General features: G+C 63.3%; 29 protein-coding genes. 8 read left to right on the forward strand and 21 right to left on the reverse strand.

Annotated features, from left to right (window positions below; genetic code table 11):
* Together P3C50_RS00060 and P3C50_RS00065 are read right to left on the reverse strand one after the other, a co-directional pair.
* On the reverse strand, positions 1-207 hold the full coding sequence (locus P3C50_RS00060) for a cysteine-rich CWC family protein (RefSeq protein ID WP_275544419.1): 207 nt from the start codon (positions 205-207) through the stop codon (positions 1-3).
* Positions 207-1,676, reverse strand: coding sequence for a sensor domain-containing diguanylate cyclase (locus P3C50_RS00065; protein WP_275544420.1), 1,470 nt, complete (start codon positions 1,674-1,676; stop codon positions 207-209). The genes P3C50_RS00060 and P3C50_RS00065 overlap by 1 nt, the downstream gene beginning before the upstream one ends.
* A 367-nt stretch (positions 1,677-2,043) precedes the next feature.
* On the opposite strand from P3C50_RS00065, the gene P3C50_RS00070 reads away from it, so the two are divergent.
* From P3C50_RS00070 to P3C50_RS00080, 3 genes are all read left to right on the forward strand, one after another.
* Positions 2,044-2,223, forward strand: a complete 180-nt coding sequence (locus P3C50_RS00070) for a hypothetical protein (protein ID WP_275544421.1) — start codon at positions 2,044-2,046, stop codon at positions 2,221-2,223.
* Positions 2,223-2,375 (forward strand): hypothetical protein, encoded by a 153-nt coding sequence (locus P3C50_RS00075; protein ID WP_275544422.1) that lies wholly within the window; start codon positions 2,223-2,225, stop codon positions 2,373-2,375. Before P3C50_RS00070 ends, P3C50_RS00075 begins: the two co-directional genes overlap by 1 nt.
* A gap of 77 nt (positions 2,376-2,452) precedes the next feature.
* The gene (locus P3C50_RS00080; protein ID WP_275544423.1) at positions 2,453-2,890 is read left to right on the forward strand and encodes a hypothetical protein; all 438 of its coding nucleotides are present in this window, start codon (positions 2,453-2,455) and stop codon (positions 2,888-2,890) included.
* Here the strand turns inward: P3C50_RS00080 and P3C50_RS00085 are convergent.
* Positions 2,887-3,819 carry a LysR family transcriptional regulator gene (locus P3C50_RS00085; protein WP_275544424.1) on the reverse strand — a complete coding sequence of 311 codons (933 nt, stop codon included), beginning with the start codon at positions 3,817-3,819 and terminating at the stop codon, positions 2,887-2,889. The two genes, P3C50_RS00080 and P3C50_RS00085, sit on opposite strands and share 4 nt — an antisense overlap.
* Positions 3,820-3,917: 98 nt before the next feature.
* On the opposite strand from P3C50_RS00085, the gene P3C50_RS00090 reads away from it, so the two are divergent.
* The gene (locus P3C50_RS00090) at positions 3,918-5,705 is read left to right on the forward strand and encodes an alkyl/aryl-sulfatase (RefSeq protein ID WP_275544425.1); all 1,788 of its coding nucleotides are present in this window, start codon (positions 3,918-3,920) and stop codon (positions 5,703-5,705) included.
* Positions 5,706-5,939: 234 nt separating this feature from the next.
* Here P3C50_RS00090 and mmsB read toward each other — a convergent pair whose 3' ends face one another.
* The 6 genes from mmsB to P3C50_RS00120 all read right to left on the reverse strand — a co-directional run bounded on the left by mmsB (position 5,940) and on the right by P3C50_RS00120 (position 13,171).
* The gene (mmsB, locus tag P3C50_RS00095; RefSeq protein ID WP_275544426.1) at positions 5,940-6,824 is read right to left on the reverse strand and encodes a 3-hydroxyisobutyrate dehydrogenase; all 885 of its coding nucleotides are present in this window, start codon (positions 6,822-6,824) and stop codon (positions 5,940-5,942) included.
* 169 nt (positions 6,825-6,993) lie between these two features.
* The gene (locus P3C50_RS00100) at positions 6,994-8,097 is read right to left on the reverse strand and encodes an enoyl-CoA hydratase/isomerase family protein (protein WP_275544427.1); all 1,104 of its coding nucleotides are present in this window, start codon (positions 8,095-8,097) and stop codon (positions 6,994-6,996) included.
* A 152-nt stretch (positions 8,098-8,249) separates the two neighbouring features.
* On the reverse strand, positions 8,250-9,068 hold the full coding sequence (locus tag P3C50_RS00105) for an enoyl-CoA hydratase (protein ID WP_147812045.1): 819 nt from the start codon (positions 9,066-9,068) through the stop codon (positions 8,250-8,252).
* 96 nt (positions 9,069-9,164) lie between these two features.
* Positions 9,165-10,328, reverse strand: a complete 1,164-nt coding sequence (locus P3C50_RS00110) for an acyl-CoA dehydrogenase family protein (RefSeq protein WP_275544428.1) — start codon at positions 10,326-10,328, stop codon at positions 9,165-9,167.
* A 6-nt stretch (positions 10,329-10,334) separates the two neighbouring features.
* Positions 10,335-11,582, reverse strand: coding sequence for a substrate-binding protein (locus tag P3C50_RS00115; RefSeq protein WP_275544429.1), 1,248 nt, complete (start codon positions 11,580-11,582; stop codon positions 10,335-10,337).
* Positions 11,583-11,674: 92 nt separating this feature from the next.
* On the reverse strand, positions 11,675-13,171 hold the full coding sequence (locus P3C50_RS00120) for a CoA-acylating methylmalonate-semialdehyde dehydrogenase (protein ID WP_275544430.1): 1,497 nt from the start codon (positions 13,169-13,171) through the stop codon (positions 11,675-11,677).
* Positions 13,172-13,296: 125 nt separating this feature from the next.
* Here P3C50_RS00120 and P3C50_RS00125 point away from each other — a divergent pair, with 125 nt between their 5' ends.
* The gene (locus tag P3C50_RS00125; protein ID WP_275544431.1) at positions 13,297-14,178 is read left to right on the forward strand and encodes an AraC family transcriptional regulator; all 882 of its coding nucleotides are present in this window, start codon (positions 13,297-13,299) and stop codon (positions 14,176-14,178) included.
* Between the two features lie 6 nt (positions 14,179-14,184).
* Here the strand turns inward: P3C50_RS00125 and P3C50_RS00130 are convergent, their stop codons facing one another.
* The 3 genes from P3C50_RS00130 to P3C50_RS00140 all read right to left on the reverse strand — a co-directional run bounded on the left by P3C50_RS00130 (position 14,185) and on the right by P3C50_RS00140 (position 15,504).
* Positions 14,185-14,598, reverse strand: coding sequence for a PaaI family thioesterase (locus tag P3C50_RS00130; RefSeq protein ID WP_147812050.1), 414 nt, complete (start codon positions 14,596-14,598; stop codon positions 14,185-14,187).
* Between the two features lie 97 nt (positions 14,599-14,695).
* A complete protein-coding gene (locus P3C50_RS00135) occupies positions 14,696-15,325 on the reverse strand; it encodes an HDOD domain-containing protein (protein ID WP_275544432.1) in 630 nt (209 codons plus the stop codon).
* Entirely contained in the window at positions 15,325-15,504 is a 180-nt protein-coding gene (locus tag P3C50_RS00140) for an HDOD domain-containing protein (RefSeq protein ID WP_275544433.1), read from the reverse strand. Before P3C50_RS00140 ends, P3C50_RS00135 begins: the two co-directional genes overlap by 1 nt.
* 139 nt (positions 15,505-15,643) lie before the next feature.
* On the opposite strand from P3C50_RS00140, the gene ung reads away from it, so the two are divergent.
* Positions 15,644-16,333 carry a uracil-DNA glycosylase gene (ung, locus tag P3C50_RS00145; RefSeq protein ID WP_275544434.1) on the forward strand — a complete coding sequence of 230 codons (690 nt, stop codon included), beginning with the start codon at positions 15,644-15,646 and terminating at the stop codon, positions 16,331-16,333.
* 9 nt (positions 16,334-16,342) lie between these two features.
* Here the strand turns inward: ung and P3C50_RS00150 are convergent, their stop codons facing one another.
* The 6 genes from P3C50_RS00150 to P3C50_RS00175 all read right to left on the reverse strand — a co-directional run bounded on the left by P3C50_RS00150 (position 16,343) and on the right by P3C50_RS00175 (position 22,380).
* Complete coding sequence (locus P3C50_RS00150) at positions 16,343-17,203, reverse strand: DUF6279 family lipoprotein (RefSeq protein ID WP_275544435.1); 861 nt, start codon at positions 17,201-17,203, stop codon at positions 16,343-16,345.
* 159 nt (positions 17,204-17,362) lie between these two features.
* A complete protein-coding gene (locus P3C50_RS00155) occupies positions 17,363-18,064 on the reverse strand; it encodes an ABC transporter ATP-binding protein (protein WP_275544436.1) in 702 nt (233 codons plus the stop codon).
* Between the two features lie 3 nt (positions 18,065-18,067).
* Positions 18,068-18,835, reverse strand: coding sequence for a high-affinity branched-chain amino acid ABC transporter ATP-binding protein LivG (livG, locus tag P3C50_RS00160; protein ID WP_197855243.1), 768 nt, complete (start codon positions 18,833-18,835; stop codon positions 18,068-18,070).
* Complete coding sequence (locus tag P3C50_RS00165) at positions 18,832-20,091, reverse strand: high-affinity branched-chain amino acid ABC transporter permease LivM (protein WP_275544437.1); 1,260 nt, start codon at positions 20,089-20,091, stop codon at positions 18,832-18,834. The genes livG and P3C50_RS00165 overlap by 4 nt, the downstream gene beginning before the upstream one ends.
* Positions 20,088-21,011 carry a high-affinity branched-chain amino acid ABC transporter permease LivH gene (gene livH, locus P3C50_RS00170; RefSeq protein WP_275544438.1) on the reverse strand — a complete coding sequence of 308 codons (924 nt, stop codon included), beginning with the start codon at positions 21,009-21,011 and terminating at the stop codon, positions 20,088-20,090. The genes P3C50_RS00165 and livH overlap by 4 nt, the downstream gene beginning before the upstream one ends.
* A 250-nt stretch (positions 21,012-21,261) precedes the next feature.
* The gene (locus P3C50_RS00175; protein WP_275544439.1) at positions 21,262-22,380 is read right to left on the reverse strand and encodes a branched-chain amino acid ABC transporter substrate-binding protein; all 1,119 of its coding nucleotides are present in this window, start codon (positions 22,378-22,380) and stop codon (positions 21,262-21,264) included.
* A gap of 294 nt (positions 22,381-22,674) precedes the next feature.
* Between P3C50_RS00175 and P3C50_RS00180 the strand changes: the two genes are divergently transcribed.
* Both P3C50_RS00180 and P3C50_RS00185 read left to right on the forward strand, forming a co-directional pair.
* The gene (locus P3C50_RS00180) at positions 22,675-22,992 is read left to right on the forward strand and encodes a DUF2288 domain-containing protein (protein ID WP_275544440.1); all 318 of its coding nucleotides are present in this window, start codon (positions 22,675-22,677) and stop codon (positions 22,990-22,992) included.
* 94 nt (positions 22,993-23,086) lie between these two features.
* Positions 23,087-23,455 carry a DUF5064 family protein gene (locus P3C50_RS00185; protein ID WP_197855247.1) on the forward strand — a complete coding sequence of 123 codons (369 nt, stop codon included), beginning with the start codon at positions 23,087-23,089 and terminating at the stop codon, positions 23,453-23,455.
* A gap of 74 nt (positions 23,456-23,529) precedes the next feature.
* Here P3C50_RS00185 and P3C50_RS00190 read toward each other — a convergent pair whose 3' ends face one another.
* From P3C50_RS00190 to pyrC, 3 genes are all read right to left on the reverse strand, one after another.
* Positions 23,530-23,748: a bacterioferritin-associated ferredoxin gene (locus tag P3C50_RS00190; RefSeq protein WP_004423711.1), complete on the reverse strand. Its 219-nt coding sequence runs from the start codon at positions 23,746-23,748 to the stop codon at positions 23,530-23,532.
* A 1,008-nt stretch (positions 23,749-24,756) separates the two neighbouring features.
* On the reverse strand, positions 24,757-25,431 hold the full coding sequence (rnt, locus tag P3C50_RS00195) for a ribonuclease T (protein WP_197855248.1): 675 nt from the start codon (positions 25,429-25,431) through the stop codon (positions 24,757-24,759).
* The gene (gene pyrC / locus P3C50_RS00200) at positions 25,428-26,474 is read right to left on the reverse strand and encodes a dihydroorotase (protein ID WP_275544441.1); all 1,047 of its coding nucleotides are present in this window, start codon (positions 26,472-26,474) and stop codon (positions 25,428-25,430) included. The genes rnt and pyrC overlap by 4 nt, the downstream gene beginning before the upstream one ends.
* Positions 26,475-26,609 lie beyond the last annotated feature (135 nt).

Raw genomic sequence — 26,609 nt, forward strand, 5'->3', positions numbered from 1 at the left:
TCAGTGGTGCTCGTCGAGTTTGGCAACTGCCACCGTACCGGCGCAGGCCGGACACAGGCAGGCGCGATCAAGCTGTTCGGGCGCCAGGCGTTGCAGCGCGGCGGGGTCGATCTTGGCGTCGAAGCACCAGCAGGGTTCATCGCTGCGGCCCGCCGCGATGCTGCACTGGTTGGTCTTGCCGCATAACGGGCAGCGCTCGGCGTCCATCAATTCTCTTCGCAGACGCGATCGCGACCGGCCTGTTTGGCCCGGTACAGGGCGCGGTCGGTGCGGCCGAGCAGGTCATGCAGCGCTTCGCCCGGCTGCCATTGGCTGAGGCCGAGGCTGACGGTGACCTGCAGCGTTTCACTGCCTACCGGGTAGCGCTGCTCGGCGCAGTGCTGGCGCAGTTTTTCGGCCAGCTCGTGGGCGGCGTGTCGGTCGGTGTTCTTCAGCAGAAGGATGAATTCCTCGCCGCCCCAGCGGCAGAGAATGTCGGACTGGCGCAGCGCCGCGCGCAACTGTTCGGCGAAGCTGCGCAGCACCTCGTCGCCGGCCAGGTGGCCGTGGCGGTCGTTGATCTGCTTGAAGTTGTCCAGATCCAGCAGCACTGCACACAGCGGGCTGTTGTCGCGCTGCGCCTCCTGCAGGGCCTGCTCCACGTGAAGTTCGAAGCCGCGGCGGTTGGGCAGGTCGGTGAGGCTGTCGGTGGTGGCCAGGGCGGCGATGCGCTGCTGGTAGCGACGGATCACCAGGCTGACCAGGGTCAGGACGATGGCGGTGACCAGCAGGCAGATCAGCAGGTTGAGGTATAGGCTGTGACGAACGCCAGCCAGCGCGCCTTCCTCGTGCTTATCGACGAACAGGAACCACTCGAGCTCGGGGATGTAGCGTACGTTGAGAAAGTGGCTGCGCTGGTGTTCGTCGTAGCGATAGTCGCCGCTTTTCGGTTGCGGCAGCACGGCCAGCAGTTTTTCCAGGCCGGGTACTTCGCTCAACGGCTGGCCGCGACGGGCGCCCATGGGGCCGCCCTCGACACCGGTCAGCACAAGATGGCCGTTGCGATCGGTAAAAAAGATGGTGCGGTCGTAGCGCCGCTGGTAGTCGTCCACCAGCTTGACCACTGCATCGACGGTGAGGCCGACGCCGGCCACGCCGATAAAGCGTTCCTGGTAGTCGAACACCTTGTAGTTGATGAAGAAGGTCAGCTGGTCGGCGTTGGCCATGTCCGGATCGACGCTGATCTCGTAGGGCTCCTCCATGGTGCGCACGCGGAAGTACCAGTCATCGCGCGGCTCATCTTCCTGCACCTGCTTGAGCACGCCCTTGGCCTGGTAGTAGGTGCGCGTGCGCTCGGAGATGAAGAAGGCGGTGAAGGTGCCGTAGTGATCCTGAATCTCGCGCAGGTAGCGGGTGACGGGCTCGGGGTTCTGCTCGCCCGCCAGCGCCCAGTCGCGTAGAAAGGTGTCGCGCGACATCATCGAGGCGATCTGCGTCGGGCGGATCAGGTCCTTCTGGATTTCGGAATAGATGGTGTCCGAGGTCAGCGGCAGCTCGGTGTTGACGATGTTCTGGCGAATGCTGTCGCGCGAGGCGTAGTAGCTCAGCAGCGAGGTGGTGAGAAAGCCGCTGCCGAGCAGAAACAGGAGCAGTAACACCAACGAGGTTTGCGTGTGCCGTTTGGGGCGCAGGGACATGGGTGAATCCGGCGGCGGGCAGATGGCGTGATGCTAGCTTGCTGAGCGGGGCTAGCGCTAGTTGTGATCACAGTTGCGGTGAGGTTAGCCCGGATGCAGCGCGGAGGCTGGTTGATGGTTTGCCCGGATTGCATCCGGGCTACTGATGGCCCGAAGCGCTCAGCGTCTATTGTAGGAGCGGATTTATCCGCGAACCGCTGCGGCTGCGAGCGAATGGCTTGCCAGTGCTGTTCGTCGCCTAGTGATGTAGTCCACCCGGCGGCACGGAACGGGCGTATGCGCGGTGTGTCTTACCCAACAGCTGAACGTGCTGCGCCTCGTGCCGTCACCCGTCCAGTGAATATTGGAAATTCGAGGAGTATTCCAGATGCGTGGTTTGACCGTGATGACATTAGCCTTTTTGCTGGGAGGCTGCAGCTTCAGTGCGCCGGGCGTACACGCGCGCGTCGGTGACCCGGACGTGATTCGGGTCGACCTGGGTGGGCACGGCTATTCCAAAGGTGGTTCCTTCTGTCCACCAGGGCACCGCATGAAGGGCAGTTGCTGATGAAAGCTCTTTTTGCGCTATTGCTGGCGACGAGCCTGGCGTTTGGTCTGTCCGGGTGCAGCCTCAGATTGCCAGGTATAGGAATCGATATCGGCGATACCGGTGGCCCACCCCATTGCCCGCCTGGCCAGGCCAAGAAAGGCCGCTGCTGATCCGGCGCCGGGCGTGCTGCCCGGCTTCTCTTCCGAGGCGCTGACCGCTCCTCCTGCTTCCCCCTGCGGAGGCCTGCATGTCCAACAGACTTTTTTTCGCCGCCCTGCTGTTCATCTCGCTCAGCGGTTGTGCCGTTTATGACTACGACCGTGGCTATCACAGCGGCCATGCCTACCGTTACCACGACGGCTACCGGCGTGATCACTACGCGCCGCCTGTCTATGGGGCGCCGCGCTACTATTACGAGGATCGCCGTCAACACTACTACCCAGCCCCTCCGCGCTATGTGCCGGCGCCGCCACCACGTCATCACTACGGTCACGACCGACGTCACCGTGATGGCTACAAACGCTACGACCAGCCGCGGTATGACCACCGTCGCAATCATGGCCTGCGAGAACATCAAGGCAGGCAGATGCAGCGCGGCTGGGACGCTGGCCGCAGCACGCAGCAGCGCTTCTCCAATGGGCGCAGCCACAACCAGCAGCGCGGCATCGGCGAGCGTCGCCGCTAAGCCTTCCCTTGCTCGGCCGCGTGCCCGGCACGCGGCGTCTGTTCATCCATCTGACGAATCGCTTCGACCATGGCCTGCGCCGCTGGCGACAGGCTGTGGCCAGCGCGGCTGACCAGGCCATAGGCCGAATGCTGATGCAGGCCTTGCGGTTGTAGCGGCAGCAGGGCGAGCTGGCCGCTGTGAAGTTCGTCGGCGATCACGTCCCATGGCGCCATGCTCAGCACATCGCTGCCGGCCACCAGGCGCTTGAGCACCAGAAAATTGTCGCATTGCACACTCAAAGGCTGTGCGCGTCCGCTGGCCTCGCCCAGGCTGCGTTCGACCACCTGCGGCAGCTGCGTGCCGGCCAGCGGAAAGTCGAGCAGATCGCCTAGCTTTAGATTGTGGCGTTGCAGCAGCGGGTGCGACGGTCGGCAGAACAGCACACCCTGGTGCACGCGCAGTGGTTCGATGTGTAGCTGAGCATTGCCATGCAGCTCGCGGATATCGGCGACGAACAGTTCGATGGTCGAGCCCAGCAGGGCGTCGCGCAGCTCCAGCCAGTTGGCGATATCCAGTTTCACCTGCACCCGCGGGTAGCGTTGCAGCAACTGGCCCAGCGCCTGCGGGATGAGCCTTGCGGCGGGGTACGGTCCGGCGCCGAGGCGCAGCTCGCCCGCCTCCAGATTGCCCAGCTGGTTGACCGCATTGCTCAGTGCCAGGCTACCAGCGAGCAGGCGTCGTGCGTGCTCCAGCACCAGCTGGCCATGGGCGGTGAGGCTGACGCCGCGACTGTGGCGATCCACCAGGGTACAGCCCAGTTGGCTTTCCAGCGCTTGGATGCTGCGGCTCAGTGCCGGTTGGCTGAGATGTACGGCAGCGGCGGCGCGGGCGAAATGCTCGTGTTCAGCGAGGGCGACGAAGTGGCGAAGCTGGCGGAGATCGTTCATGCGCTTCCTGCATTAATTGGTCTATTCGAATGCATTGGAATTATCAGGCGGCCTTTGCCAACCTGCCAGCATTCCAACAACAAGACAGCCCAATTGCCATGAGCTCCTTCTCTCGTTTCAGCGGCCTGCTGCTGGCCGCCACCCTGCCGTTGAGCGCCTATGCCGAGCTGCCGGCCGAGCGCATCGAACCCAGCATCAACGCCGAACTGGCGGCTCACACCCAGGTATTCGCCCAACAGGTCTATCGCATCGCCGACAACGTCTATTCGGCGGTTGGCTGGCAACTGGGCAACGTGGTGATGATCGAGGCGCCACAGGGGCTGATCATCGTCGATACCGGCGAGTCGGTCAGCGAGTCGCGCAAGATCATGGCCGAGTTTCGCAAGCTCACCGACAAGCCGGTCAAAGCGGTGGTCTACACCCACTTCCATCCGGATCACATCAATGGCGTGCAGGCGTTCGTCAGCCGCGAGCAGGTGGAGCGCGGCGAGGTGCAGATCTACGCCCACGAAACCCTGCTGCAGAACGTGGTGGCACAGGGCGCGCTGGTCGGGCCGATTCTCGGCGTGCGCTCGGCGTACAGCTTCGGTTCGTTCCTGCCGGGCAGCGACCAGGAGGGCATGAACGGTGGCATCGGCCCGCTGGTCAAGCCGGAGCCGTCGTCCTTCATTGCCCCGACCTTGACCTTCGGCGACCGCCTGGACACCAACATCGCCGGCCTCGACGTGCAGTTTCTGCACGTACCCAGCGAGGCGCCGGATGAGATCATTCTTTACCTGCCGGACAACCGCGTGCTGATCAGCGCCGAGGTCGATCAGGGGCCGACCCTGCCGAACATTCACACGCTGCGCGGCACCAGGTTCCGCGACCCGGTGCAGTGGGTCGAGAGCCTGGACAAGTTGCGCGCCTATCAGGCCGAGTACATGGTGCCGCTGCATGGCCGGCCCGTCAGCGGCCAGGACAAGGTGGAGGAGGTGCTGCGCATGACCCGCGATGGCATCGCCTATATCCATGACCAGACCGTACGCTGGATGAACAAGGGCCTGACGCCAGACGAGCTGGTGGAGAAGGTCAAACTGCCGCCGCACCTGGCTGGCTATACGCCCTACCTGCGCGAGTACTACGGCACGGTGAAACACAGCGTGCGGCAGATCTACAACGGTTACCTGGGCTGGTTCCAGGGTGACCCGGTGGCCCTCGACCCGACCCCGCCACGGCAGCAGGCCGAGCGTTTGATCGCCCTGGCCGGCGGTCGCGACAAGCTGTTGCTGGAGGCAGGTAACGCCTACCTCAAGGGCGACTACCAGTGGGCCGCCGAGTTGGCTGGTTACGCCATTCGCGTCGATCACGAAGACCAGCTGGCGCGCGAGATCAAGGCCCGCAGCTTTCGCAAGCTGGGCTATGCCAGCATGAACATCAACTGGCGCAACTGGTACCTGATGAGCGCCATGGAGCTGGAGGGCAAACTCGACGGCGACGTCATTCGCCAGCGCTCGGCGGAGATGCGCAGGGTCTTCCTTTCGCCGGATATGGTGCGCAGCTTCACCCCGCAGAGCTTCCTGCAGAATTGGGTGACTCGTATCGATCCGGAGAAGTCCAGCGATGTGGAACTGACCCTGGGCTTCAGCTTCCCCGATGTCGATGAGCAGTGGGCGCTTGAGGTGCGACGTGGTGTAGCCCAATTGCACAAGGGGATTCCCGAGGGCACCGCTCTGCGCCTGAGCATGGACAAAAGCTTCATGGATACCCTGTTGACCGGCGAAGGCGGCCTGGTCAAGGGCGCGCTGCTCGGCGACGTGAAGGTCGACGGCAGCCTGCTGGAAATTCGCCGCTTCCTCAACTGCTTCGACTTCAGCGAGGAAGCGTTCGGGCTGACCCTGCGCTAGGAGCCAGCTCCATTCGGAAGACCGGTGGTCACTCTTGGCAGTGGGACAGTTCGGCGGTCTTGCTGATGGCGTATTTCTCAACTGCTGTTGCGTGCGTATCCGCCGCGCATTTCGGGACCGGGCAGCAACGTCTGCGGATGCTGTTGCCCGGCGAGCCGTTTGTGTCGAGCGTAACTTGATTGTTGGCCTGTCGCCGATCCGCTGCGAGGCATCTCGGCAGGCAGGTGTCGGGCTCTACTCCACGAACAACTGCTGCACCACCGAAAAATCCTGCTTGCCCTTGCCCTGCTTGAGCAGCAGGCGGTAGAGCTGCAGCGCCAGGGCACCCATCGGGGCGCTGTTGCCGTTGTGGCTGGCGGTTTCCTGAGCCAGGCCGAGGTCCTTGGCCATCAGTTCGGCCATGAAGCCGCCGCTGTAGCCCTTGGATGCCGGGGCGCTCTCCATCACGCCGGGCCAGGGGTTGTATTTTTCCAGCGTCCAGTTGCCGCCCGAGCTCTGCCGCATGATCTCCGCCAGCACGGCCGGCTCGAGGCCATTGGCCACGCCCATGGCCATGGCCTCGGCGGTGGCGATCATCTGCACGGCAAGCACCTGGTTGTTGCACACCTTGGCTACCTGGCCGGCGCCATCGGGGCCGGCGTGGAAGATGTTCTTGCCCATGGCGGCGAGCAGCGGCCGGGCTCGTTCCAGCGCTTCGGATTGACCGCCGGCCATGAAGGTCAGGGTGCCGGCTGCCGCGCCACCGGTGCCGCCGGATACCGGCGCGTCGAGCAGGGCGATGCCGCATGCTTTCGCAGCAGCATGCACTTTGCGTGCAGACTCCGGGGCAATGGTCGAGCACTCGATCACCAGCGTGCCGGCGGGCAGTCGCGCGAGCAGGCCTTCGTCGCCCAGGTACAGGCTTTCTACATGGCGGCTGGCAGGCAGCATGCTGATCACCACCTTGGCTTCGTTGACGGCGTCGGGCGCGCTTTCGGCCGCCACCGCACCTTCACCGGCCAGGGTGTCGACGGCGCTGCGCACCAGGTCGAAGACTTTCAGCGGGTAGCCCGCCTTGAGCAGGTTACGGGCCATGGGCATGCCCATATGGCCGAGGCCGATAAAGGCGATCTGAGTCATGTCGGTTCTCCTTGTTCTTGTTGTGTTATTGCCGGGCTTGGAGCGGATAACGGCGCGCTGTGGTTGCAGCTCTGCCGACGATCACGCAGTTGCCTGCTTTATCGCGAATGAATTTGCTCCTACAGGGTAGTGGGTGACGATTCATTGCGGCTGCAAACCGGCGACTGCGTTACAAATCCGCCAGTGGATGCTCGCCTTCCCAGGCCGTAGCGAAGTGCGCTTCGATCACCGCCGCCGGAATCGCCGCGACATCCGGCCAGTGCCAGTGCGGCGTTTGATCCTTGTCGATCAGGCGCGCGCGTACACCTTCGGGGAATTCGGGGTGGCGACAGCAGTTCAGGCTCATGGCGTACTCCATGCGAAATACCTCGGCCAGCGACAGATGCCGCGCGCGGAGGATCTGTTGCCAGACCAGATGTGCCGTCAGCGGGCAGCCGTGTGCCAGGGTCTTGGCGGCACGTGCGAGCAGGGCGTCGTCATCCTGCTGCAGGGCGCTGATGGCCTGGAAGGCCGCCGGTAGGTCGGCGACATCGAGCAGTTCGTCGATGCGCTCGCGGCGTGGCAGCCACTGCGCGGTGGGTAGATCAGGCGTGGCTTCGTTTTCCAGCGCGCGCAGCAGGCTGTGCAGTTGCAGGTCGGCTTGCTCGCGCCAGTTCAGTTGCACCAGGCCTTCGAGTAGGGCGTCCTGCTGGTCGTCGCGCAGGAAGCGATCAGCCAGGTTCAAATCCAGCGCATCACGGGCGTTGATGCTCGCCGCGGTGAGGCCGAGAAACAGGCCCAGTCGCCCGGGCAGGCGGGCGAGGAACCAGCTGCCGCCGACATCCGGGTACAGGCCGATGTTGATTTCCGGCATCCCCAGGCGACTGCTCGGCGTGACGATGCGAATGCCGGCGCCCTGCATCAGGCCCATGCCGCCGCCCAGCACGTGGCCGTGAGCCCAGCAGATGAAGGGTTTGGGGTAGGTGTGGATGCGGTGATCGAGACGGTATTCGTCAGCGAAGAAGCGCCGCGCCAGTGGCGGCACCTCACCGGGGTGCTCGCGACACTGATTGACAAGCTGCACCACGTCACCGCCAGCGCAGAAGGCTTTCGCGCCGTTACCGCGCAGCAGCACGCAGGCGATGGTCGGGTCTTCGGCCCAGGCCGCGAGGCGCTCGTCGAGCGCTTCGATCATCGGCAGGGTGAGGGCGTTGAGGCTCTTCTCGGCGTCCAGGCTGGCGATGCCGATGCGGTAGCCGTGCAGGCTGGGGCGTTCTTCGAATTGCAGATTCATAGGATCTTCCTGCGTAGGGTGGATGACGCCATCCCCTTACGGTTCTAGGGTGGCCGTAAAAGGCGACGTCTACCCTGCGGGGCTATAGGAGCGAGCTCTGCTCGCGAAAAGATGGCGTCGTCTGATTCGCGAGCAGAGCTCGCTCCCACGATTTATTTATTGCGCCACTGCGGGTCGCGTTTTTCCAGAAAGGCATTGACGCCTTCACGGGTGTCATCGGCATCGAACAGGTCGACGAAGCGCTCGCGCTCTTCCGGCAGCCAGGTGTTCGGGCCGCGCTGACGGGCGCCCTGGATCAGGGGCTTGATGGTGCGCACCGCCACAGGGCTTTGCCGCGCCACCTTGGACGCCAGCAGCAGGGCGGTACCACGCGCCTCGCCGGTGTCCACCACCTGCTCGACCAGGCCGATGCGCAGTGCGGTTTCGGCGTCGATGCGCTCGCCGCAGAGGATCATGCGCTTGGCCCAGCCTTCACCGACCAGCCAGGGCAGCGCCTGGGTGCCGCCGGCGCAGGGCAGCAGACCCACGGCAGCTTCTGGCAGGGCCATCAGCGCCTGGCGTTCGGCGATGCGCAGGTCGCAGGCCAGGGCGCATTCCAGTCCGCCGCCCATGGCGTAGCCGTTGATCGCGGCGATGGACACACCGCGAAAATCACGCAGGGTTTCGAAGGCCTCACCGAAGCGTCGCGCCATTTCGCGGGCGCGTGCCTTGTCGCCATCGGCGAACATGTTCAGGTCGGCGCCGGCGGAGAAGAATTTCGGCCCCTGGCCGGTCACCACCAGGGCGTACACCTCGTCGTCACGGTTGAGATGCTCGACCACCTGCTTGAGGCCGATCAGCGAGTCGCGGTCCCAGGTGTTGGCTGGCGGGTGGTTGATGGTGATCAGCGCGGTGTGTCCGTGCTTTTCCACGGTGAGCTTGTGGGTCAGGTCGAAGATGCCGGATTTGTAGGTTTCGATGGCTGTGCTCATAGCAGTCCTCGTCAATTTTCTCCCCTATTCATTTATGGGAGAGGGGGCGGGGGAGCCCTCGGGCACCCTCTCCCGGAGGGAGAGGGGCAAATGCAATTACAGCAAGCGATCGAGCATGCCGCCCTGTAGGAGCAGGCGGCGGGCGATGATCACCCGCATGATCTCGTTGGTGCCTTCCAGTATCTGGTGCACGCGTGCGTCGCGTACCCAGCGTTCCAGTGGATAGTCATTCAGATAGCCGTAACCACCATGGAGTTGCAGCGCTTCGTTGCAGACCTCGAAGCAATGGTCGGTGGCAAAGCGCTTGGCCATGGCGCAGTACAGGCTCGCTTCGCCGTGGCTATGGTCGAGCTTGTGCGCGGCCAGGCGTACCATTTGCCGGCTGGCGGTCAGGCTGGTGAGCATGTCGGCCAGCTTGAACTGCAAGGCCTGGAATTCGCTCAGCGCCTTGCCGAACTGCTTGCGCTCTTCGGCGTAGCGCAGGCTTTGCTCCAGCGCCGCCTGGGCGGCGCCGAGCGAGCAACTGGCGATGTTCAGGCGGCCGCCGTCGAGGCCTTTCATGGCATAGACGAAGCCTTCACCTTCCGGGCCGATGCGGTGGCTGGCGGGAATGCGCACGCCCTCGAAGGTGATGGTGCGGGTTGGCTGCGCCTTCCAGCCCATCTTGTCCTCGTTGCGCCCATAGCGCACCCCCGGTGCATCGGCCGGCACCAGGAAGCAAGAGATGCCCTTGGCGCCGTCCTCACCGGTGCGCGCCATGACGATCAATACGTCGGTGCTGCCGGCCCCGGAGATAAAGCACTTGCTGCCATCGATCGCGTAGTCGGCACCTTCGCGGCGCGCGCGGGTACGCAGGTTGGCGGCGTCGGAGCCGGCGTCCGGTTCGGTCAGGCAGTAGGAGGCCAGTGACTGGCCGCTGATCAGCCCCGGCAGCCAGGCGTCCCTGAGCGCCTGGTCGGCGAAGCTGGCGAGCATCCAGGTGGCCATGTTGTGAATGGTCAGGTAGGCGGTGGTGGCCACGCAGCCCGCTGCCAGTTGTTCGAAGATCAGTGAGCTGGACAGCCGCGAAAGCCCCAGGCCGCCATCCTCCTCGCGCAGATACAGGGCCAGGTAGCCCTGTTCGGCTGCGCGGCGGATCACGTCCAGCGGGAAGTGATGTTCACGGTCCCAGTCCGCGGCATGGGGCGCCAGTTCCCGCGCGGCGAAAGCACGGGCGCTGTCGGTGAGCAGGCGTTGTTCATCACTGAGTTCGAAGTCCATGGCATCTCATTGCAAGGTCAGGGGTTGGCCGCCTGCCCGCCGCTCGGCCTGCCATTCGGCAAGGCTGGGCAGCGCACTGCTGGCGTCGAGGCGGTCGACGATTTCGAAGTAGTCCTGTTTCAGCGGGTCCTTGAGTACCTCGTCGCGCGGCTTCACCTTCACCGCGTAGACCGTCTGCAGGTTCTGGTGGTCGAAGGCGCGCCATTGCTGTTCGTCTTTAAGCAGGGTGTAGCGATGACCTTCCAGCGCCTTGATAAGCGCTTCGCTGTCCAGGCTGTTGGCACGCTTGGCGGCATCGGCCCATTGCTGGACGATGCTGTAGGCAGAGGCGGCGGAGCTGGACGGGTACATTTCGTAGCGGGTCTTGAAGGACTGGACGAATGCTTCGCCACGCGCGGATTTCTCCAGCGCCGGCACGCGCCAGGTCCAAGGCTCGGTGCCGATCACACCCTGCATCAGATTGGGGCCGGCCTGTTCGACCATGCTCTGAGTCAGATTCGGCGCAATGATCTGCATGCGCGAAGTCAGGCCCAGGTCATGGGCGATGCGCATGGCACGTACCAGGTCCTCGCCGAACAGCACCAGGGCGAGGATGTCGGCATCGCTCGATGCGGCCTGGGTCAAGGCATCGGTGTAGTCGGCCAGGCGTGCACCGGGGAAGGGGATGCGTACACCAGCATGCTGGCCAGCGTCGACGCTGGCGGTAGCCTGACGTAGTGAGGCTTCGGTAGTGTGGCCCCAGGTGTAGTCGGCGGTGACATAGAAATAGCGCTTGTTCGGCAAGGTCTTGCTCAGATACTGGCCGAGTACCTTGGCACTCATCCAGGCGTTGTTGCACTCGCGGAACATGTAGCGGTGGCCGTCCTTGCCGGTGGTGTCGTTGGAGTAGGTGAGGGTGCCGAAGTACAGCAAGCCGTGCTCCTTGGCGCGCTTGCCGGCGGCAATGGCGACCGCGCTGGAAGAACCGCCGAAGAGCATCGCAGCGCCCTCGGCAGCCAGCTTGTCGACGTTTCTCTCTGCTTTGGCCGGACGCGAGGCGGTGTCCTTGCTGGACAGGCGCAAGGGCCGCCCCAGTACACCGCCCTGAGCGTTGATCTCGTCGATGGCCAGCAGGGCTCCACGCATTTGCGCCAATCCCTCCTCCTTGTATGGTCCGGTGCGCGGGTAGTTGAGGCCGAGGGTAATGGGCTCGGCAGCCTGCACACAGGCAGTGATTCCGGCCCACAGGGCCAGGATGGCAGACAGTTGGCGCATTGCAGTTCTCCTTGTTTTTGTTCTGCAAAGAGTCTTTTACGCCGCTTGTCCAGTTCTCGTGATCGTCTTTTCGTCTAATAAGAACGCCGTTCTCATTTCAGTTGAATGGTCATGTTCGGTCCGTCGCCGAGCGGGGTGTCGTCGAACCAGCGACTGGTCACCGTCTTGGTCTCGGTATAGAAACGCACCGCCTGTTTGCCGTAAGCGTGCAGGTCGCCGTAGAACGAGCCCTTCCAGCCGGTGAAGGAGAAGAACGGCAGCGGCACCGGGATCGGTACGTTGATGCCCACCTGGCCGACTTCCACAGCATGCTGGAAATGCCGCGCGGCGCCACCAGAACGGGTGAACAGGCTGGTGCCGTTGCCATACGGGCTGGCGTTGACCAGTTCGATGGCCTCCTCGAGGCTGTCCACCTCCATGCACACCAGCACCGGGCCGAAGATTTCCTCGCGGTACAGACTCATCTTCGCCGTCACGCCGCGAAACAGGGTCGGGCCAACCCAATTGCCGTCGGGGTAGCCGGCCACCGTGCATTGCGAACCGTCGAGCAGGCACTCGGCGCCTTCCGCCTTGCCTTCATCGATCAGGCTCAGTACGCGCTGGCGTGCCTGTGGGCTGATCAGCGGGCCGTAGGCTGCACCCGTGTCCTGCCAGTGGCCTGGGCGCAGCGCGGCCATCTGCGTCGCCAACTCGTCGATCCACTGTTTCGACTCGCCGACGAACACCGCCACGCTGATCGCCATGCAGCGTTGACCTGCAGCGCCGCAGCTGGCACCGAGCAGGTTGCTGATGACCTGATCCTTGGGCGCGTCCGGCATGATCACCATATGGTTCTTGGCACCGGCGAAGGCTTGCACACGCTTCAGGTGCTGGGTGCCGGTGCGATAGACGTGCTGGCCCACCGTAACCGAGCCGACGAAGGACACCGCGCGCACGGCCGGATGTACCAGCAGGGCGTCGACCTGTTCGCGACCTCCATGCAGCACCTGCAGCACGCCGGCCGGAGCTCCAGCCTCGAGGAATAGCTCGGCCAGGCGATTGGGTGTCATCGGGTCCTGTTCGGACGGTTTCAGGATGAAGGTATTGCCGCAGGCGATGGCCAGCGGAAACATCCACAGTGGGATCATCGCCGGGAAGTTGAACGGGGTGATGCCGACGCACACGCCGAGCGGCTGGATCCAGCTGGCAGTGTCGATCTCGCGGGCGACGTTCTCCACCGTCTCGCCCATCATCAGGCTGGCGATGTTGGCCGCATGCTCGGCCACCTCGATACCGCGCCACACGTCACCCTTGGCATCGGCGAAGGTCTTGCCGGTTTCCGCCGCAAGAATCTCCGCCAGCTCGTCGTGATGTTCCTTGAGCAGATGCTGGTAGCGCAGCATCAGGCGGGCGCGCTCCGATACCGGCACCTCGCGCCAGGTGAGGAAGGCCTGTTGCGCACCGACTACCGCGGCTTCTATCTCCTCGGTGGTCGCTCTGGGGGCGAGGGCGATCACTTCCTGGGTGGCCGGGTCGGTGACTTCGATCAGGTCCGTGGCCTGGCTTGGCAGCCATTGGCCGTCGATCAGTTGCGCGAGCGTGCGGGGCATGGGCGCCTCCTGTTGTTCTTGTATGGAGCCTTTATAGCCACTTCGTTTTGGCTTGTGGATTGACGATCTTGGTCTTGAGATGGACGATCTTGTCATTCGATCCGATTTTATTGGGAGCGTCAGGCATGGGGCTGCGAGTGGAGACCTCCAATTGGCCGCTGCCGCTCGGTGGGCAACGCTTCATCACACCGCCGCGCCTGCGTCGCCTGCTGGCACGCCATGCACTGAGCTCAGGTTGCTATCCCCTGGCGATGGGGTTCTATCCTGACGCGGCCGGTCACCAGATGCGGCGCCTGCAGCCGGATGATCATCTGCTGATCTATTGCCGCTCCGGCAGGGGCTGGCTGGAAACAGCAGATGGACGATTGGATGTCGCTGCTGGCGATTTGCTGCTGCTGCCCAAGGCGATGCCGCATGGCTATGGCGCCGATGCGCAAAGCCCCTGGACGATCTATTGGGTGCATTTTGACGGCAGCTTCAGCGAGGACTTCCTGCGTCTGCTGGGAGCGCAGCCGCTGCGGCGTATCGGTTTGCAGCCGCGGCTGATTGGTGACTTCGAGGCGTTGCTGGGCCTGCAGCGGCAGGGCTTCAACGCCTTGCCCTTCATCCATGCCGCGCACCGTCTGCAGGCGATGCTCAGCTCACTGGCAGTGCTGCCGGCGCGGGTCAATCTCAAGTCCGGACGGGTGCTGGATATCGAGGCGGTGCAGGCGGTGATGCGCGAGCATCTGCATGGCAGCCTCAACCTCGATGAACTGGCGGCGCAGTTCAAGCTGTCTCGCTTTCACTTCGCCAAGACCTACCGTGCGCTGACCGGTCATGCGCCGATTCAGGATTTCATCCAGTTGAAAATGGCCCTGGCCTGCCGCCTGCTCGACCGTGGCGATATCGAGGTGCGCCAGGTCGCCGAGCAACTGGGGTATGAAGACCCTTATTACTTCTCGCGGCTGTTTCGCAAGGTGGTGGGCATGGCGCCCAGTCATTACCGGGCACTGCATCAGGGTTAGTCGCTGCTAGACCCGCGCGATGGTTGCCAGCCCGGTGGCCACCAGCTTTTCCTGGCCGTCTTTCACCGCGAACACGTCTGCTCGGCAGACCGCCTGGCGTTGTCCGGCCTTGAGGACTTCGGCGCGGCACAATAGACGTTCGCCAAGGGCCGGTGCGAGCAGGTTGAGCTTGTATTCGCTGGTAACCACGTCGCCGACCATCGACGCTGCGGCCCAGGCGCAGCCGCTGTCGACCATGAAGCCGACTACCGCGCCATGCATGTAACCGTGGTGCTGGCACAGGTCAGGACGGCTACGTACCTGCAGGCTGACTCGGCCTGGCGCGAAATCGAGCAATTCGGCGCCGAGCAGCTGGGCAAAGGTAGAGTGAGCGAGCGCCTGTTCCAGGCGTTCGCGACTGATACCGTTCAAGTCGCTCATATGACCTCCCGCACGGTGCGTGCAGGAGAGTCTCGACCGGCTTGCGGATGTGGGCAAGCTGTATCCAGATGCCTGATGAGGCCGTATAGCGCGGTCCTCAGGCGAGCAGGCGCTTCCACAGTTGCAGCTCGCCAGCCAGCTCCTGGCGCAGTTCGGCAAGTGGGGGTTCCAGGCCCAGCTTCGCCTGAGCCGGAAGCGGCTCGGGCAGGGTGGCCTTGCTCTGCAGGGCGCTGGCGAGCAGGACCAGATCCGCCAGGTCGGCCGCGCCGTCATGCTGGCGTTGCCATTGGCCGTACAGACGAGTGGATTCGATCACTGCCGAAGGCAACTGCCAGCGCGTGAGGATCAGGGCGCCGAGGTCACCCGACAGACGTTCGCACAGCTCGTGCAGCGTGTCACCATCACGTGGCACGTCTGGCCAGTGCTCCAGCTCCGAGAGCAGCGTGAGGCTACCGATATCCTGCAACAGGCCGCCGAGCATCGCGTCGTCCAGCGACAGTCCGGTGCGCTGCGCCAATACCGCGCAGTAGGCGGCGCGCTCCCGCGCGCTGCGCCAGCGAGCGCGAAAGGCCTGCTGCAGTGCCGGTTCAGTACTGGTGAACAGATTCTGCAGACTGAAACCCAGCACCAGGTCGGCCAACTGCCGCGTACCGAGGCGGCCGAGTAGTTCGCGCAGCGAGCTGCAGGCGCGGTCGCCGCGTAGCAGGGGGGTGTTGGAGAATTGCATCAGGCAGCCAGTGGCGGATCGCCGGTAATCACGCGGGTCAGCTGTTCCAGCGAGGTGCGTGGATCGTCCAGCAGCTTTCTGATGCGCACGGCTGCTTCGGGCATCTGCGGAATCCTGGCCTCGCCCTTGAGGAAGCGATTGAGCAGTGCCATGCGCAGGGTATCGACGGTGGTTGGCATGGTCTTCGAGTCCGATCACGGTGGCTATGAGCAAAGGCTAGCAAAGCATCTCGGCGCGTGCCGGGCTGGCCTTTCTTGACTTGCGGCAACCCCTTCTCTAGCGTGCCTGCTCTTGTGGAGACTCAGGCAGGAAAAGCGCATGACCGAAGATCGCATCAAACTCGAAGCCAGCTGGAAGGAAGCGCTGCGCGAGGAGTTCGACAAGCCCTACATGAAGGAGCTGCGCGAGTTCCTGCGGGCAGAGAAGGCAGCTGGCAAGGAAATCTATCCGCCGGGCCCGCTGATCTTCAATGCGCTCAATTCCACGCCGCTGGATCAGGTCAAGGTGGTGATCATCGGCCAGGACCCTTACCACGGCCCGGGACAGGCGCATGGCCTGTGCTTCTCGGTGCAGCCGGGCGTGCAAACGCCGCCGTCGCTGGTGAACATCTACAAGGAGCTCAAGCGCGATCTCAACATCGACATCCCGGCCCACGGTTACCTGCAGAGCTGGGCCGATCAGGGCGTGCTGCTGCTCAACACCTCGCTCACCGTCGAGCGCGCCAACGCCGGCTCGCATGCGAACAAGGGCTGGCAGTTCTTTACCGACCGGGTGATCGAAGTGGTCAGTGATCATCAGCCCAAGTTGGTGTTCCTGCTCTGGGGTAGCCATGCGCAGAGCAAGCAGCGCCTGATCGACCCGACCAAGCACCTGGTGCTGCGCTCGCCGCACCCGTCGCCGCTGTCCGCCCATCGTGGCTTCATCGGCAATGGCCATTTCAGTCGTTGCAACCAGTTCCTCAGCCAGAACGGCATGACCCCCATCGACTGGCAACTGCCACCGCTCTGACCAGGCGCCTCAGCGCTGCGCCACCGCCTGATCGGTGGCGCACTGTTGCGCAGCCAGGTCGGCGTGCAGGCCTTGCAGGCGCTTGTCTGCGCGCGCTATCTGACGCGAGTCGGCCTGAGCGACCAGATCGACGATCATCTCCGCCATGGCCTGGCGGGTTGTCTCATAACTGGCCTGATAGGCGCTGGTGTAGAAGCGTTCGCGTTGTTGCAGCAGGGCGGTCATGCGTGCGCCGAAGTCATCGCCGCGACGCACTTCCAATGTCTCGCGAAGTGCCTGTTGCCAGGCCAGGCGGTTATCCATCCAGATCTGATTCTGATCGCCCAGGCCTTGCGCCCACTGCTGCACGCGTTCGCGTTGCTCGGCATTGAGTTCGCCGAACCAGGGCTGCAGGCGCTCTTCCATGCGCTCGGCGCGCCGGTCGATCTGCTCCTGCAGGGGGGGCTCGAGGAATTCCTCGCGCAGCTTGGCGTTCTGCTCGTCCAGTGACGCCAATAACTGCTCGACCTGGCGCGGGCTGAGGCCGCGCAGCAGCTCGATGGTGCTAGGGGTGATTTCCACCGCGATGCGTTGCATGGCCGGTTCGACCTCGGCCAGTTGGCGAGTGATCAGCTCGCCGTCCCGGCTGCTCAGTGCCTGCTGGCTGCGCTGCAGCCAGTCGAGATAACGCGGCAGCTCGGCGTTGCAGTGCCAGGCCAGGTGTTCCTGCAATTGAGGCTTGAGCCAGGCGCTTTGCTCGCTGGTCAGCGCCACGTAGTCGTTGAGCTTCCAGGGGATCAGCCAGTCGAGATTACGATAGGCCAGGCCGACACGGCTGCAGGCGCTAAGCAGCAGGGTGATGACCAATAGCAGCAGCAGGGGTTTGCGCATGTACGCAGTCTCGCAAGGGCTGAGTTATTGAGGCTAATACTCGAAGAGCGTGGCGCAAGAGGGCGGAAATATCCGCTTAAGAGTTCAGCGAGACGGGTGATCGAATCGCGGACAAAAAGAAACCGCCCCGAAGGGCGGTTCCGATATTGCAGGTTGCGCTTATCCGCCGAGGTAGGCGTCGCGTACCTTGGGGTCGTTGAGCAGTTGTTCGCCGCTGCCCTGCATGACGATGTGGCCGTTCTCCAGCACATAGCCACGGTCGGCCAGCTTCAGCGCCTGGTTGGCGTTCTGCTCGACCAGGAACACGGTAACGCCGTCCTCGCGCAGTTGTTCGACGATGTCGAAGATCTGCTGGATGATGATCGGCGCCAGACCCAGCGACGGTTCGTCGAGCAGCAGCAGTTTGGGCTTGCTCATCAGGGCACGGCCGATGGCGAGCATCTGTTGCTCACCACCGCTCATAGTGCCGGCGCGCTGGGCGAAGCGTTCCTTCAGGCGTGGGAACAGGTGCAGGACCTTGTCCAGTTGCTCCTGATTGTCCGCCTTGTCACCGAAGAACCCGCCCATGGCCAGGTTCTCCTCGACGGTCAGGCGGGCGAACACGCGACGGCCTTCCGGCACGATGGCAATGCTCTTGCGCATGATCTGAGGGGTGTCCATGCCCACCAGCTCCTCACCCAGGTATCGGATGCTGCCACTGGTGGCGCGCGGATTGCCGCACAGGGTCATGAGCAGGGTCGACTTGCCGGCACCGTTGGCGCCGATCAGGGTGACGATCTCGCCTTTCTGCACTTCGATGCTGACGTCGTGCAGGGCCTGGATCTTGCCGTAGAAGGTTGAGACGTTGTTGAAGCTCAGCATGGATTACGCCTCCCCCAGATAGGCTTTGATCACGTCCGGGTTGTTACGGATGTCGTCCGGCGTGCCGTCGGCCAGGGGAGTGCCCTGGTTGATCACGTAGATGTGGTCGGAAATGCTCATGACCAGGTGCATGTCGTGCTCGATCAGCAGCACGGTGACGTTGTGCTCGTCACGCAGCATGCCGATCAGTGCCTTGAGGTCCTCGGTTTCACGCGGGTTGAGACCGGCGGCCGGCTCGTCGAGCATGAGGATGCTCGGACGCGTCATCATGCAGCGGGCGATTTCCAGGCGGCGTTGCTGACCGTAGGCCAGGGTGCCGGCACTGCGGTTGGCGAAGTCCACAAGGTCGACCTGCTCCAGCCAGTAGGCGGCGTACTCCATGGCCTCGCGCTCGCTGCGGCGGAAGGCCGGGGTCTTGAACAGGCCGGCCAGATAGCCGGTGTTCAGGTGGCGATGCTGGGCCACCAGCAGGTTTTCCACCGCGGTCATGTCCTTGAACAGACGCACGTTCTGGAAGGTCCGCACCACGCCCTTGCGGGCGATCTTGTGGCCCGGCAGGCCCTCGATCGCCTCGCCGTTGAGGCGGATGCTGCCGGAGCTTGGCTGGTAGAAGCCGGTCAGGCAGTTGAATACGGTGGTCTTGCCGGCGCCGTTCGGGCCGATCATCGAAACCACCTGCTTTTCCTTGACGTTCAGGCCCACCCCGTTGACGGCCAGCAGGCCGCCGAAACGCATGGACAGGCCGCTTACTTCGAGAATCGTGCGGCTCATCGCTTCAGCTCCAGGTGGGGACGTTGCATCGGCAGCAACCCTTGCGGGCGCCAGATCATCATGAAGATCATGACCAGACCGAAGAACAGCATGCGGTACTCGCTCAGCTCACGCATCTCCTGCAACATCACCATGATGATGGCCGCGAGGATCACGCCCAGCTGCGAGCCCATGCCACCCAGCACGACGATGGCGAGGATCATCGCCGACTCGATGAAGGTGAAGGATTCCGGTGTCACCAAACCCTGGCGCGCAGCGAAGAAGCTGCCGGCGAAACCGGCCAGGCTGGCACCGATGGTGAAAGCCGAGAGCTTGATCACGGTCGGGTTCAGGCCCAGCGCGCGGCAGGCGATCTCGTCTTCACGCAAGGCTTCCCAGGCGCGGCCGATCGGCATGCGCAGCAGGCGGTTGACCAGAAACAGCGTCAGCAGCACCAGCAGCAGGGCGATCAGGTAGAGGAAGATCACCTTGTACTGTGAGTTGTAGGCCATCTCGAAGTAGCCGTGGAAGGTCGGCATGTCCGCCGGCACACGGCGCTCGAAGGACAGTCCGAATAGGGTCGGCTTGTTCTCGTTGGCGATGCTCAGGCCGTTGGGGCCGCCGGTCAGATCGGTCAGGTTGCGCAACAGGATACGGATGATCTCGCCGAAGCCGAGCGTGACGATGGCCAGGTAATCCCCGCGCAAGCGCAGCACCGGGAAACCGAGCAGGAAGCCGAACAGCGCCGCCATCATGCCGGCCAGCGGCAGGCAGATCCAGAAGCCCAGGCCGAAGTAGTGCGCCAGGATCGCGTAGCTGTAGGCACCGACGGCGTAGAAGCCGACGTAACCCAGATCGAGCAGACCGGCGAGGCCGACCACGATGTTCAGGCCGAGGCCGAGCATGACGTAGATCAGGATCAGCGTGGCGATGTCCACCGCGCCGCGGCTGGCGAAGAACGGCCACACCAGCGCCACCATGACCATCGCCAGAATGATCCAGCGCTGGGTGGAGGGCAGGGTGAGGAAGTTGCCGAGCTGGCCGGAACCGCTGGGCAGCCTCGGGCGCTTGGCCCAGGCCGGGGTGATGTGGTCACGCAGCAGTTGCCAGAGGAAGATCAGCGCAGCAGCGCCGCCAATGCACCAGAGTTCGAAGGCGGTGGCGCCTTCGACACGCAGGCTGATACCGACGGTGCTGAGCTTCAGGCCCAATACGGGGTAGGAGATGATCAGCACCAGCAGGGCGCTGAAAATCGCGGATTTGAGGTTGCGGCTCATACCTTCTCCACCTCCGGGCGGCCAAGGATGCCGGTTGGACGGAACAGCAGCACCAGCACCAGCAGGCTGAACGCCACCACGTCCTTGTATTGATCACCGAAGATATCGGCGCCGAAGGCTTCGGCTACGCCCAGCAGCAGGCCACCGAGTACCGCGCCAGGGATGCTGCCGATACCGCCGAGTACTGCAGCGGTGAAGGCCTTGATGCCGGCAAGGAAGCCCAGGTGCGGGTTGATCACGCCGTAGTTCATCCCCAGCAGAACCGAGGCGATGGCGGCCAGCGCCGCACCGATGACGAAGGTCAGGGCGATGATGTTGTTGGTGTTGATGCCGAGCAGGTTGGCCATCTTCAGATCTTCGGCGCAGGCGCGACAGGCGCGGCCCAGGCGTGAGCGGGAGATGAACAGGGTCAGGCCGACCATGGTGACGAAGGTGACGATGAAGATCAGCACCTGCATGTAGGACACCACCACGCCGTTGGCTGCACTTTCACCGAGGATGAAGTTGCCGGGCAGCAGGCTGGGGATGGCCTTGTCCTTGGAGTCCTGCGCGAGCAATACCGCGTTCTGCAGGAATATCGACATACCGATCGCCGAGATCAGCGGGATCAGACGGTTGCCGCCGCGCAGGGGGCGGTAGGCCACCCGTTCGATGCTGTAACCGTAGGCACTGGTGACGATCATGGTGGCGGCGAAGGCGGCGACCATGATCACTGGGACGGCGTCGATGCCGAACATGGCAAGGCCGGCGATCACGGTGAAGGCTACGTACGAGCCAATCATGTAAACCTCGCCGTGGGCGAAGTTGATCATGCCAATGATGCCGTAGACCATGGTGTAGCCGATGGCGATCAGGGCATAGGTGCTGCCAATGGTCAGGCCATTGAGCAACTGCTGCAGGTAATGGTAAATCTCAGGCATAGCCTAACTCCTGGGCATCGCGTAAAGCGGCGCTTGTGACGCAGCGCGAGGCCGGAATTCGAATAGACAAAGCCCACTTCTGCAGTGGGCTCTGGGTTCAGAAGCTGTTCATGATCTGCTGCGCGTCGACCCTGCTGCGTTAAAAACAGGCTCGGAATGCTCATGTGCAAAAGCACACTCCGCTTCCTCGCCTGCTTCTGCCTTGCATGGCGCTAGCTCGCTAGCTCATGAATCAGCTTCTTCGGCGGGGTTACTTGGCTTCGGACTTGGTGCCGTCCTGGTGCCATTCGTACACCACGAAGCTGAAGTCCTTCAGGTCGCCCTTCTCGTCGAAGCCCAGGGTGCCAGTGGGGGTGTCGAAGCTGTTGGCACGCAGGGCAGCCGCTACCTTGGCGGTATCGGTGTCGCCGGCTTTCTCGATGCCTTCGGCGATGACCTGAACGGCGGCGTAGGCAGGGAACACGAACGGGCCGCTGGGGTCTTCGTTCTTGGCCTTGAAGGCCTCGACCAGCGCCTGGTTCTTCGGATCCTGGTCGAAGGACTTCGGCAGGGTCACCAGCAGGCCTTCGGAGGCCGGGCCGGCAATGGCCGAGATTTCCTTGTTACCCACGCCTTCCGGGCCCATGAACTTGACGTTCAGGCCGCGTTCCTTGGTCTGGCGCAGCAGCAGACCCAGTTCCGGGTGGTAGCCGCCGTAGTAAACGAAGTCGACGCCGGCCTGGTTCAGTTTGGCGATCAGCGCGGAGAAGTCCTTGTCGCCGGCGTTGATGCCTTCGAACATGGCGACTTTCATGCCTTTGCCTTCCAGGGTCTGCTTGACCGCGGTGGCGATGCCTTCACCGTACTGCTGCTTGTCGTGGATCACGGCAACGGTCTTCGGCTTGATGTGATCGGCGATGAAGTTGCCGGCGGTCGGGCCTTGCAGGCTGTCCAGGCCGATGGTGCGGAAGACCAGTTCGTAACCGCGGGAGGTGATTTCCGGGCTGGTGGAAGCCGCGGTGATCATCAGGATGCCTTCGTCTTCGTAAATGTCCGAAGCCGGTTGAGTGGAGCTGGAGCACAGGTGGCCAACCACGAACTTGACTTCGTCGTTGACGATCTTGTTGGCAACGGCAACGGCCTGTTTCGGATCGCAAGCATCGTCGTAGACCACGGCTTCGAGCTGGGCGCCGTTCACGCCGCCGGCCTTGTTGATCTGCTCGATGGCCATCTTGGCGCCGATGAATTGCATCTCACCGTACTGAGCAACCGCACCGGTCACCGGACCGGCCAGGCCGATCTTGATGTTGTCGGCTGCCATCGAATAACTGGCCGCCCCTGCCAGTGCCATTGCCGCGAACAGCTTGGAAATCTGCTTAGCCTTGTTCATGAGTGCTCCACTCTTATGTTTTTCGTTGTTGTAGTTCTTGCGGCCGAAGCTGCAGAACCGGGTCAGTGACCCCGGTAATGCCTCCGGCAACTGTACCGGAACAGTGTAGAGCGCGGATTTGCGCCTTGAAAAGCCGGCAGTTGGAGGCGAAACGCGGAGTTGTCGCTAAATTGCAAGGAATGTATAGAAAAACGGCGTGGCCTGAGTCGGCTGGCGAACGTCGTGCGGTTGCCAGGGCAGTTGCCGACGCTATCATTGCGCGCTGCATTCACAGCCATCGAAACGGGACACACCATGACGGACCAATCTAGCACCCTCTATGCCAAGCTGTTTGGCGAGACAGCGCCGATTCGTTGGCAGGAGCTGCAGCCGTTCTTCGCCCGAGGTGCGCTGCTCTGGGTCGAGGGCAGCCAGGATCTGGTGGCGGTCGCGCAGGCCGTGGCCGAGAATGATCAGGCTCGTGTTGCGCAATGGATGAACCAGGGCCTGCTGTGCAAGCTCGAAGATACGCGTGCCGAAGATCTGCTCACGCGCGACCCGCAATTGTGGGCGGTGGTGGTCGCCCCCTGGGTGCTGGTACAGGAAAGGGCAGGGGACTCGGCGCCGCACTGAAAGGGTGCATGCAGGACCGCAGGTAGCGGGCTAGACTCTTCGCACGCTCCCGTCAGGGAGCACCTACGGCGTTACGGCAAAGGAGACAGCCCTCATGTTCGAACCCGGTCACTTGCATCGCGGCAATCCGTCTGGTCTGGGCGGCTTGCCTGGCTACAGCATCGATTTCTACTATGAGGTGCGCAAAGACCCGCGGGAGGGGCCCATGCTGCACGGGCGCCTGGTCGGCGAGATCGACGGCAAGGCTTTCGAAGAGGTCTTCGAGATGCATCGCGATACCGCCTTCAACTTCGCCAGTGTGATCTCCCGGCTGGTGACCAAGCATGGCTTGCCAGCCAACCACAGCCCGATCATGCGTGCGCATGCCGAATACGATGCGATCTTCGAGGACATCCGCGCCAAGCTGCACGCCGCTCCTGGGGACGCCGTAGACTTCGACCATATGCAGCGTGACGGCCTGTAAGCGCAGGTGACGCTTTTTCAGGAATAAAAAAACCGGATTCAAGGATCCGGTTTTTTGCATTCTGGCGGCGTGTTTCAGGCTGCGACGAAACCTGCGGGGTAGGCCAGCGAGGCCTGACTGCTCTGCACTTCGGCGATGGTTTCGCGAACCACCTGCTTGGCCAGGCAGGCACACTTGCCGCACTGGCTGGCGATGCCGAGGGTGCCGCGCACTTCACGGTAACTGCAGCAGCCTTCATAGACTGCGTCGCGGATTTGCGTATCGGTGACACCTTCACAGAGGCAGACGTACATAGGCAAGGCTCGTCTTGGTAGTTCTGTTCGATGGGTCGGATACTAATGTTAATGAGAATGCTTGTCAAAGATCGATTGCGAATGCTCATAGAGTCTGACGAACGGTACAGCCGCCGTTAGGGGGCGGGTAGAGAAAGGTCTTTGCGTTTTCGGGGAGGATGCATTTGATACTGGACTGGCAATTACGTGTTAGCTGTCGATGAATTGGCACTATCCGTTAGCGCGCCGCCTGTCCTGATGGGTTTCGCCCCTTACGGGCGACTCACTTTCTTTGCTTGTGCAAAGAAAGTAAGCAAAGAAACACACCCCTGCATACGACCCCGGCTGCGCCGGGGTTCCCTCGCTCCATCACCGCTCCAGGGGCACGACCGGATGCGGCCCACCGACGAAGGGCCATCCCTGGCCCATCACGGCTCTCGCGACATCCATGTCGCTCAACCCCCTCCACGGTGATTCCACTCGGCCTCCTGAAGGGGACTTGGGCGTCGTCTGTGAGATCCGCGCTTCAAGAGCAAAAGCCAAACGCTACCGACTTTGATCGTCCCGTCAGAAGGCCGAGTGGAGGTGTCGCGTAGGGGGATGAGCCGCATGGATGCGGCGAAATACCGATGGCGGCCCCGCTTAAAAGGCCAGGGATGGCCCATGTAAGCCGGCCCCCGGAGCGGCGCCGGAGCGAGGGGAGTTGAGCGAAGCGAAACCCGGATGTCGGGGTGCCCTTCTCTTTGGTTACTTTCTCTTGGGCAAGCAAGAGCTACGAAGCGCAGCGAAGTAACAGCCGCAGGCTGGCCCGAAGGGTGAGCGCAGCGAATCAAGTGACTCGCCCGTGAGGGGCGAAACCAAGACGAAAGATCGACACGCCAATGATCTTTGCCCGGATATAAATAGCGCAAAAGAACACACAAACTTGCCAGTCCGGTATCAAGCTGCAAGTTCCCAAAGCTATGCGATGAACCAAAAAAACCGGCAGACGCCGGTTTTTTCATGGGGTTCGATCTGCCGTGCAGAGCCTCACTGATCGAACTCGTCCCAGCCGCCCATTTCCTTCCAGCGGTTGACGATGCCGCAGAACAGTTCGGCGGTCTTTTCGGTGTCGTAGCGGGCCGAATGCGCTTCCTTGCCGTCGAATTCGATGCCGGCGACCTGGCAGGCCTTGGCCAGCACGGTCTGGCCGTAGGCGAGGCCGGCCAGGGTGGCAGTATCGAAGCTGGAAAAGGGGTGGAAGGGGTTGCGCTTGATGCCGCAACGCGCCACTGCAGCGTTGAGAAAGCCCAGGTCGAAACTGCTGTTGTGCCCGACCAGGATCGCGCGCTTGCAGCCAGCCGATTTGATCGACTTGCGCAGACCCTTGAAGATCTCGCCCAGGGCATGCTCCTCGCTTACCGCCATACGCAGCGGATGGTCGAGCTTGATGCCGGTGAACTCCAGCGCCGCCGCTTCGATATTGGCGCCTTCGAAGGGCTCGATGCGGAAGAAGTGGGTGTGATCCGGATAAAGGAAGCCGCTCTCGTCCATGGCGATGGTGGTCGCGGCGATTTCCAGCAGGGCATCGGTGGCGCTGTTGAAGCCGCCGGTCTCGACGTCCACGACCACCGGCAGGTAGCCCCGAAAGCGCGCCGCCATGGGCGTGCGCGGGCCGGACGGCAGACTGGGCTCGAGTTCGTCGTCGTAGTTTTCTTCGCTCACGCCTGACCCTCCAGCAGCTTCCAGCGCAGGGTCTCGCCAGCGCGCAGCGGTACGACGCTGTTGTCTCCCAGCGGCAGGGTGGCCGGCACGGTCCACTCTTCGCGTACCAGGGTGATGCTGTCGCTGTTGCGCGGCATGCCATAGAAGTCCGGGCCATGGAAGCTGGCGAAGGCTTCCAGCTTGTCCAGTGCACCACGCTGTTCGAAGGCCTCGGCGTACAGCTCGATGGCGGCATAGGCGGTGTAGCAGCCGGCGCAGCCGCAGGCGGCTTCCTTGGCGTGCTTGACGTGCGGCGCCGAATCAGTGCCGAGGAAGAACTTGGCGTTGCCACTGGTGGCGGCGTCGAGCAGGGCTTCCTGGTGCACGTTGCGCTTGAGGATCGGCAGGCAATAGAAGTGCGGGCGAATGCCGCCGACCAGCATGTGGTTGCGGTTGTACAGCAGGTGGTGCGCGGTGATGGTGGCGCCGACATTGGCCGAGGCCGCCTCGACGAACTGCACCGCGTCACGCGTGGTGATGTGCTCGAACACCACCTTGAGCGTCGGGAAACGCTCGACCACGCGGGTGAGGTGTTCGTCGATGAAGGTCTTCTCGCGGTCGAACACGTCGATCTCGGCGCGGGTCACTTCGCCATGGACCAGCAGCAGCATGCCGACTTCGGCCATGGCTTCCAGCGCCGGGAAGATCTTGTCGATGCTGGTCACGCCCGAATCGGAGTTGGTGGTGGCGCCGGCCGGGTAGAGCTTGGCGGCATGCACGAAACCGCTGGCCTTGGCTGCACGCACGTCTTCCGGGCTGGTGTTGTCGGTGAGGTAGAGCACCATCAACGGTTCGAAGCGACTGCCGGCCGGGCGCGCTGCGAGAATGCGCTGGCGATAGGCGTCGGCCTCGGCGGCGTTGCGCACCGGCGGTACCAGGTTGGGCATGATGATGGCGCGGCCGAAGGTGCGCGCGGCATCGCCGACGGTGTGTGGCAGCACCGCGCCATCGCGCAGGTGAATGTGCCAGTCATCGGGACGCAGGAGAGTCAGGCGATCGGACATGGAGGCTTCCAGGCGGGTAAAACGTGGCCGCATGTTAACTGAAAAGGGTCAGCTCGCGCTCGCGCCGGCGCGACAATCGCACGCAGGGGGGTCAAGTTTCCGCGCGCCTGACCGATACCCCGTGAGAATACTGTG

The organism is Pseudomonas sp. Marseille-Q0931, assembly GCF_940789645.1.
GTDB lineage: Bacteria > Pseudomonadota > Gammaproteobacteria > Pseudomonadales > Pseudomonadaceae > Aquipseudomonas.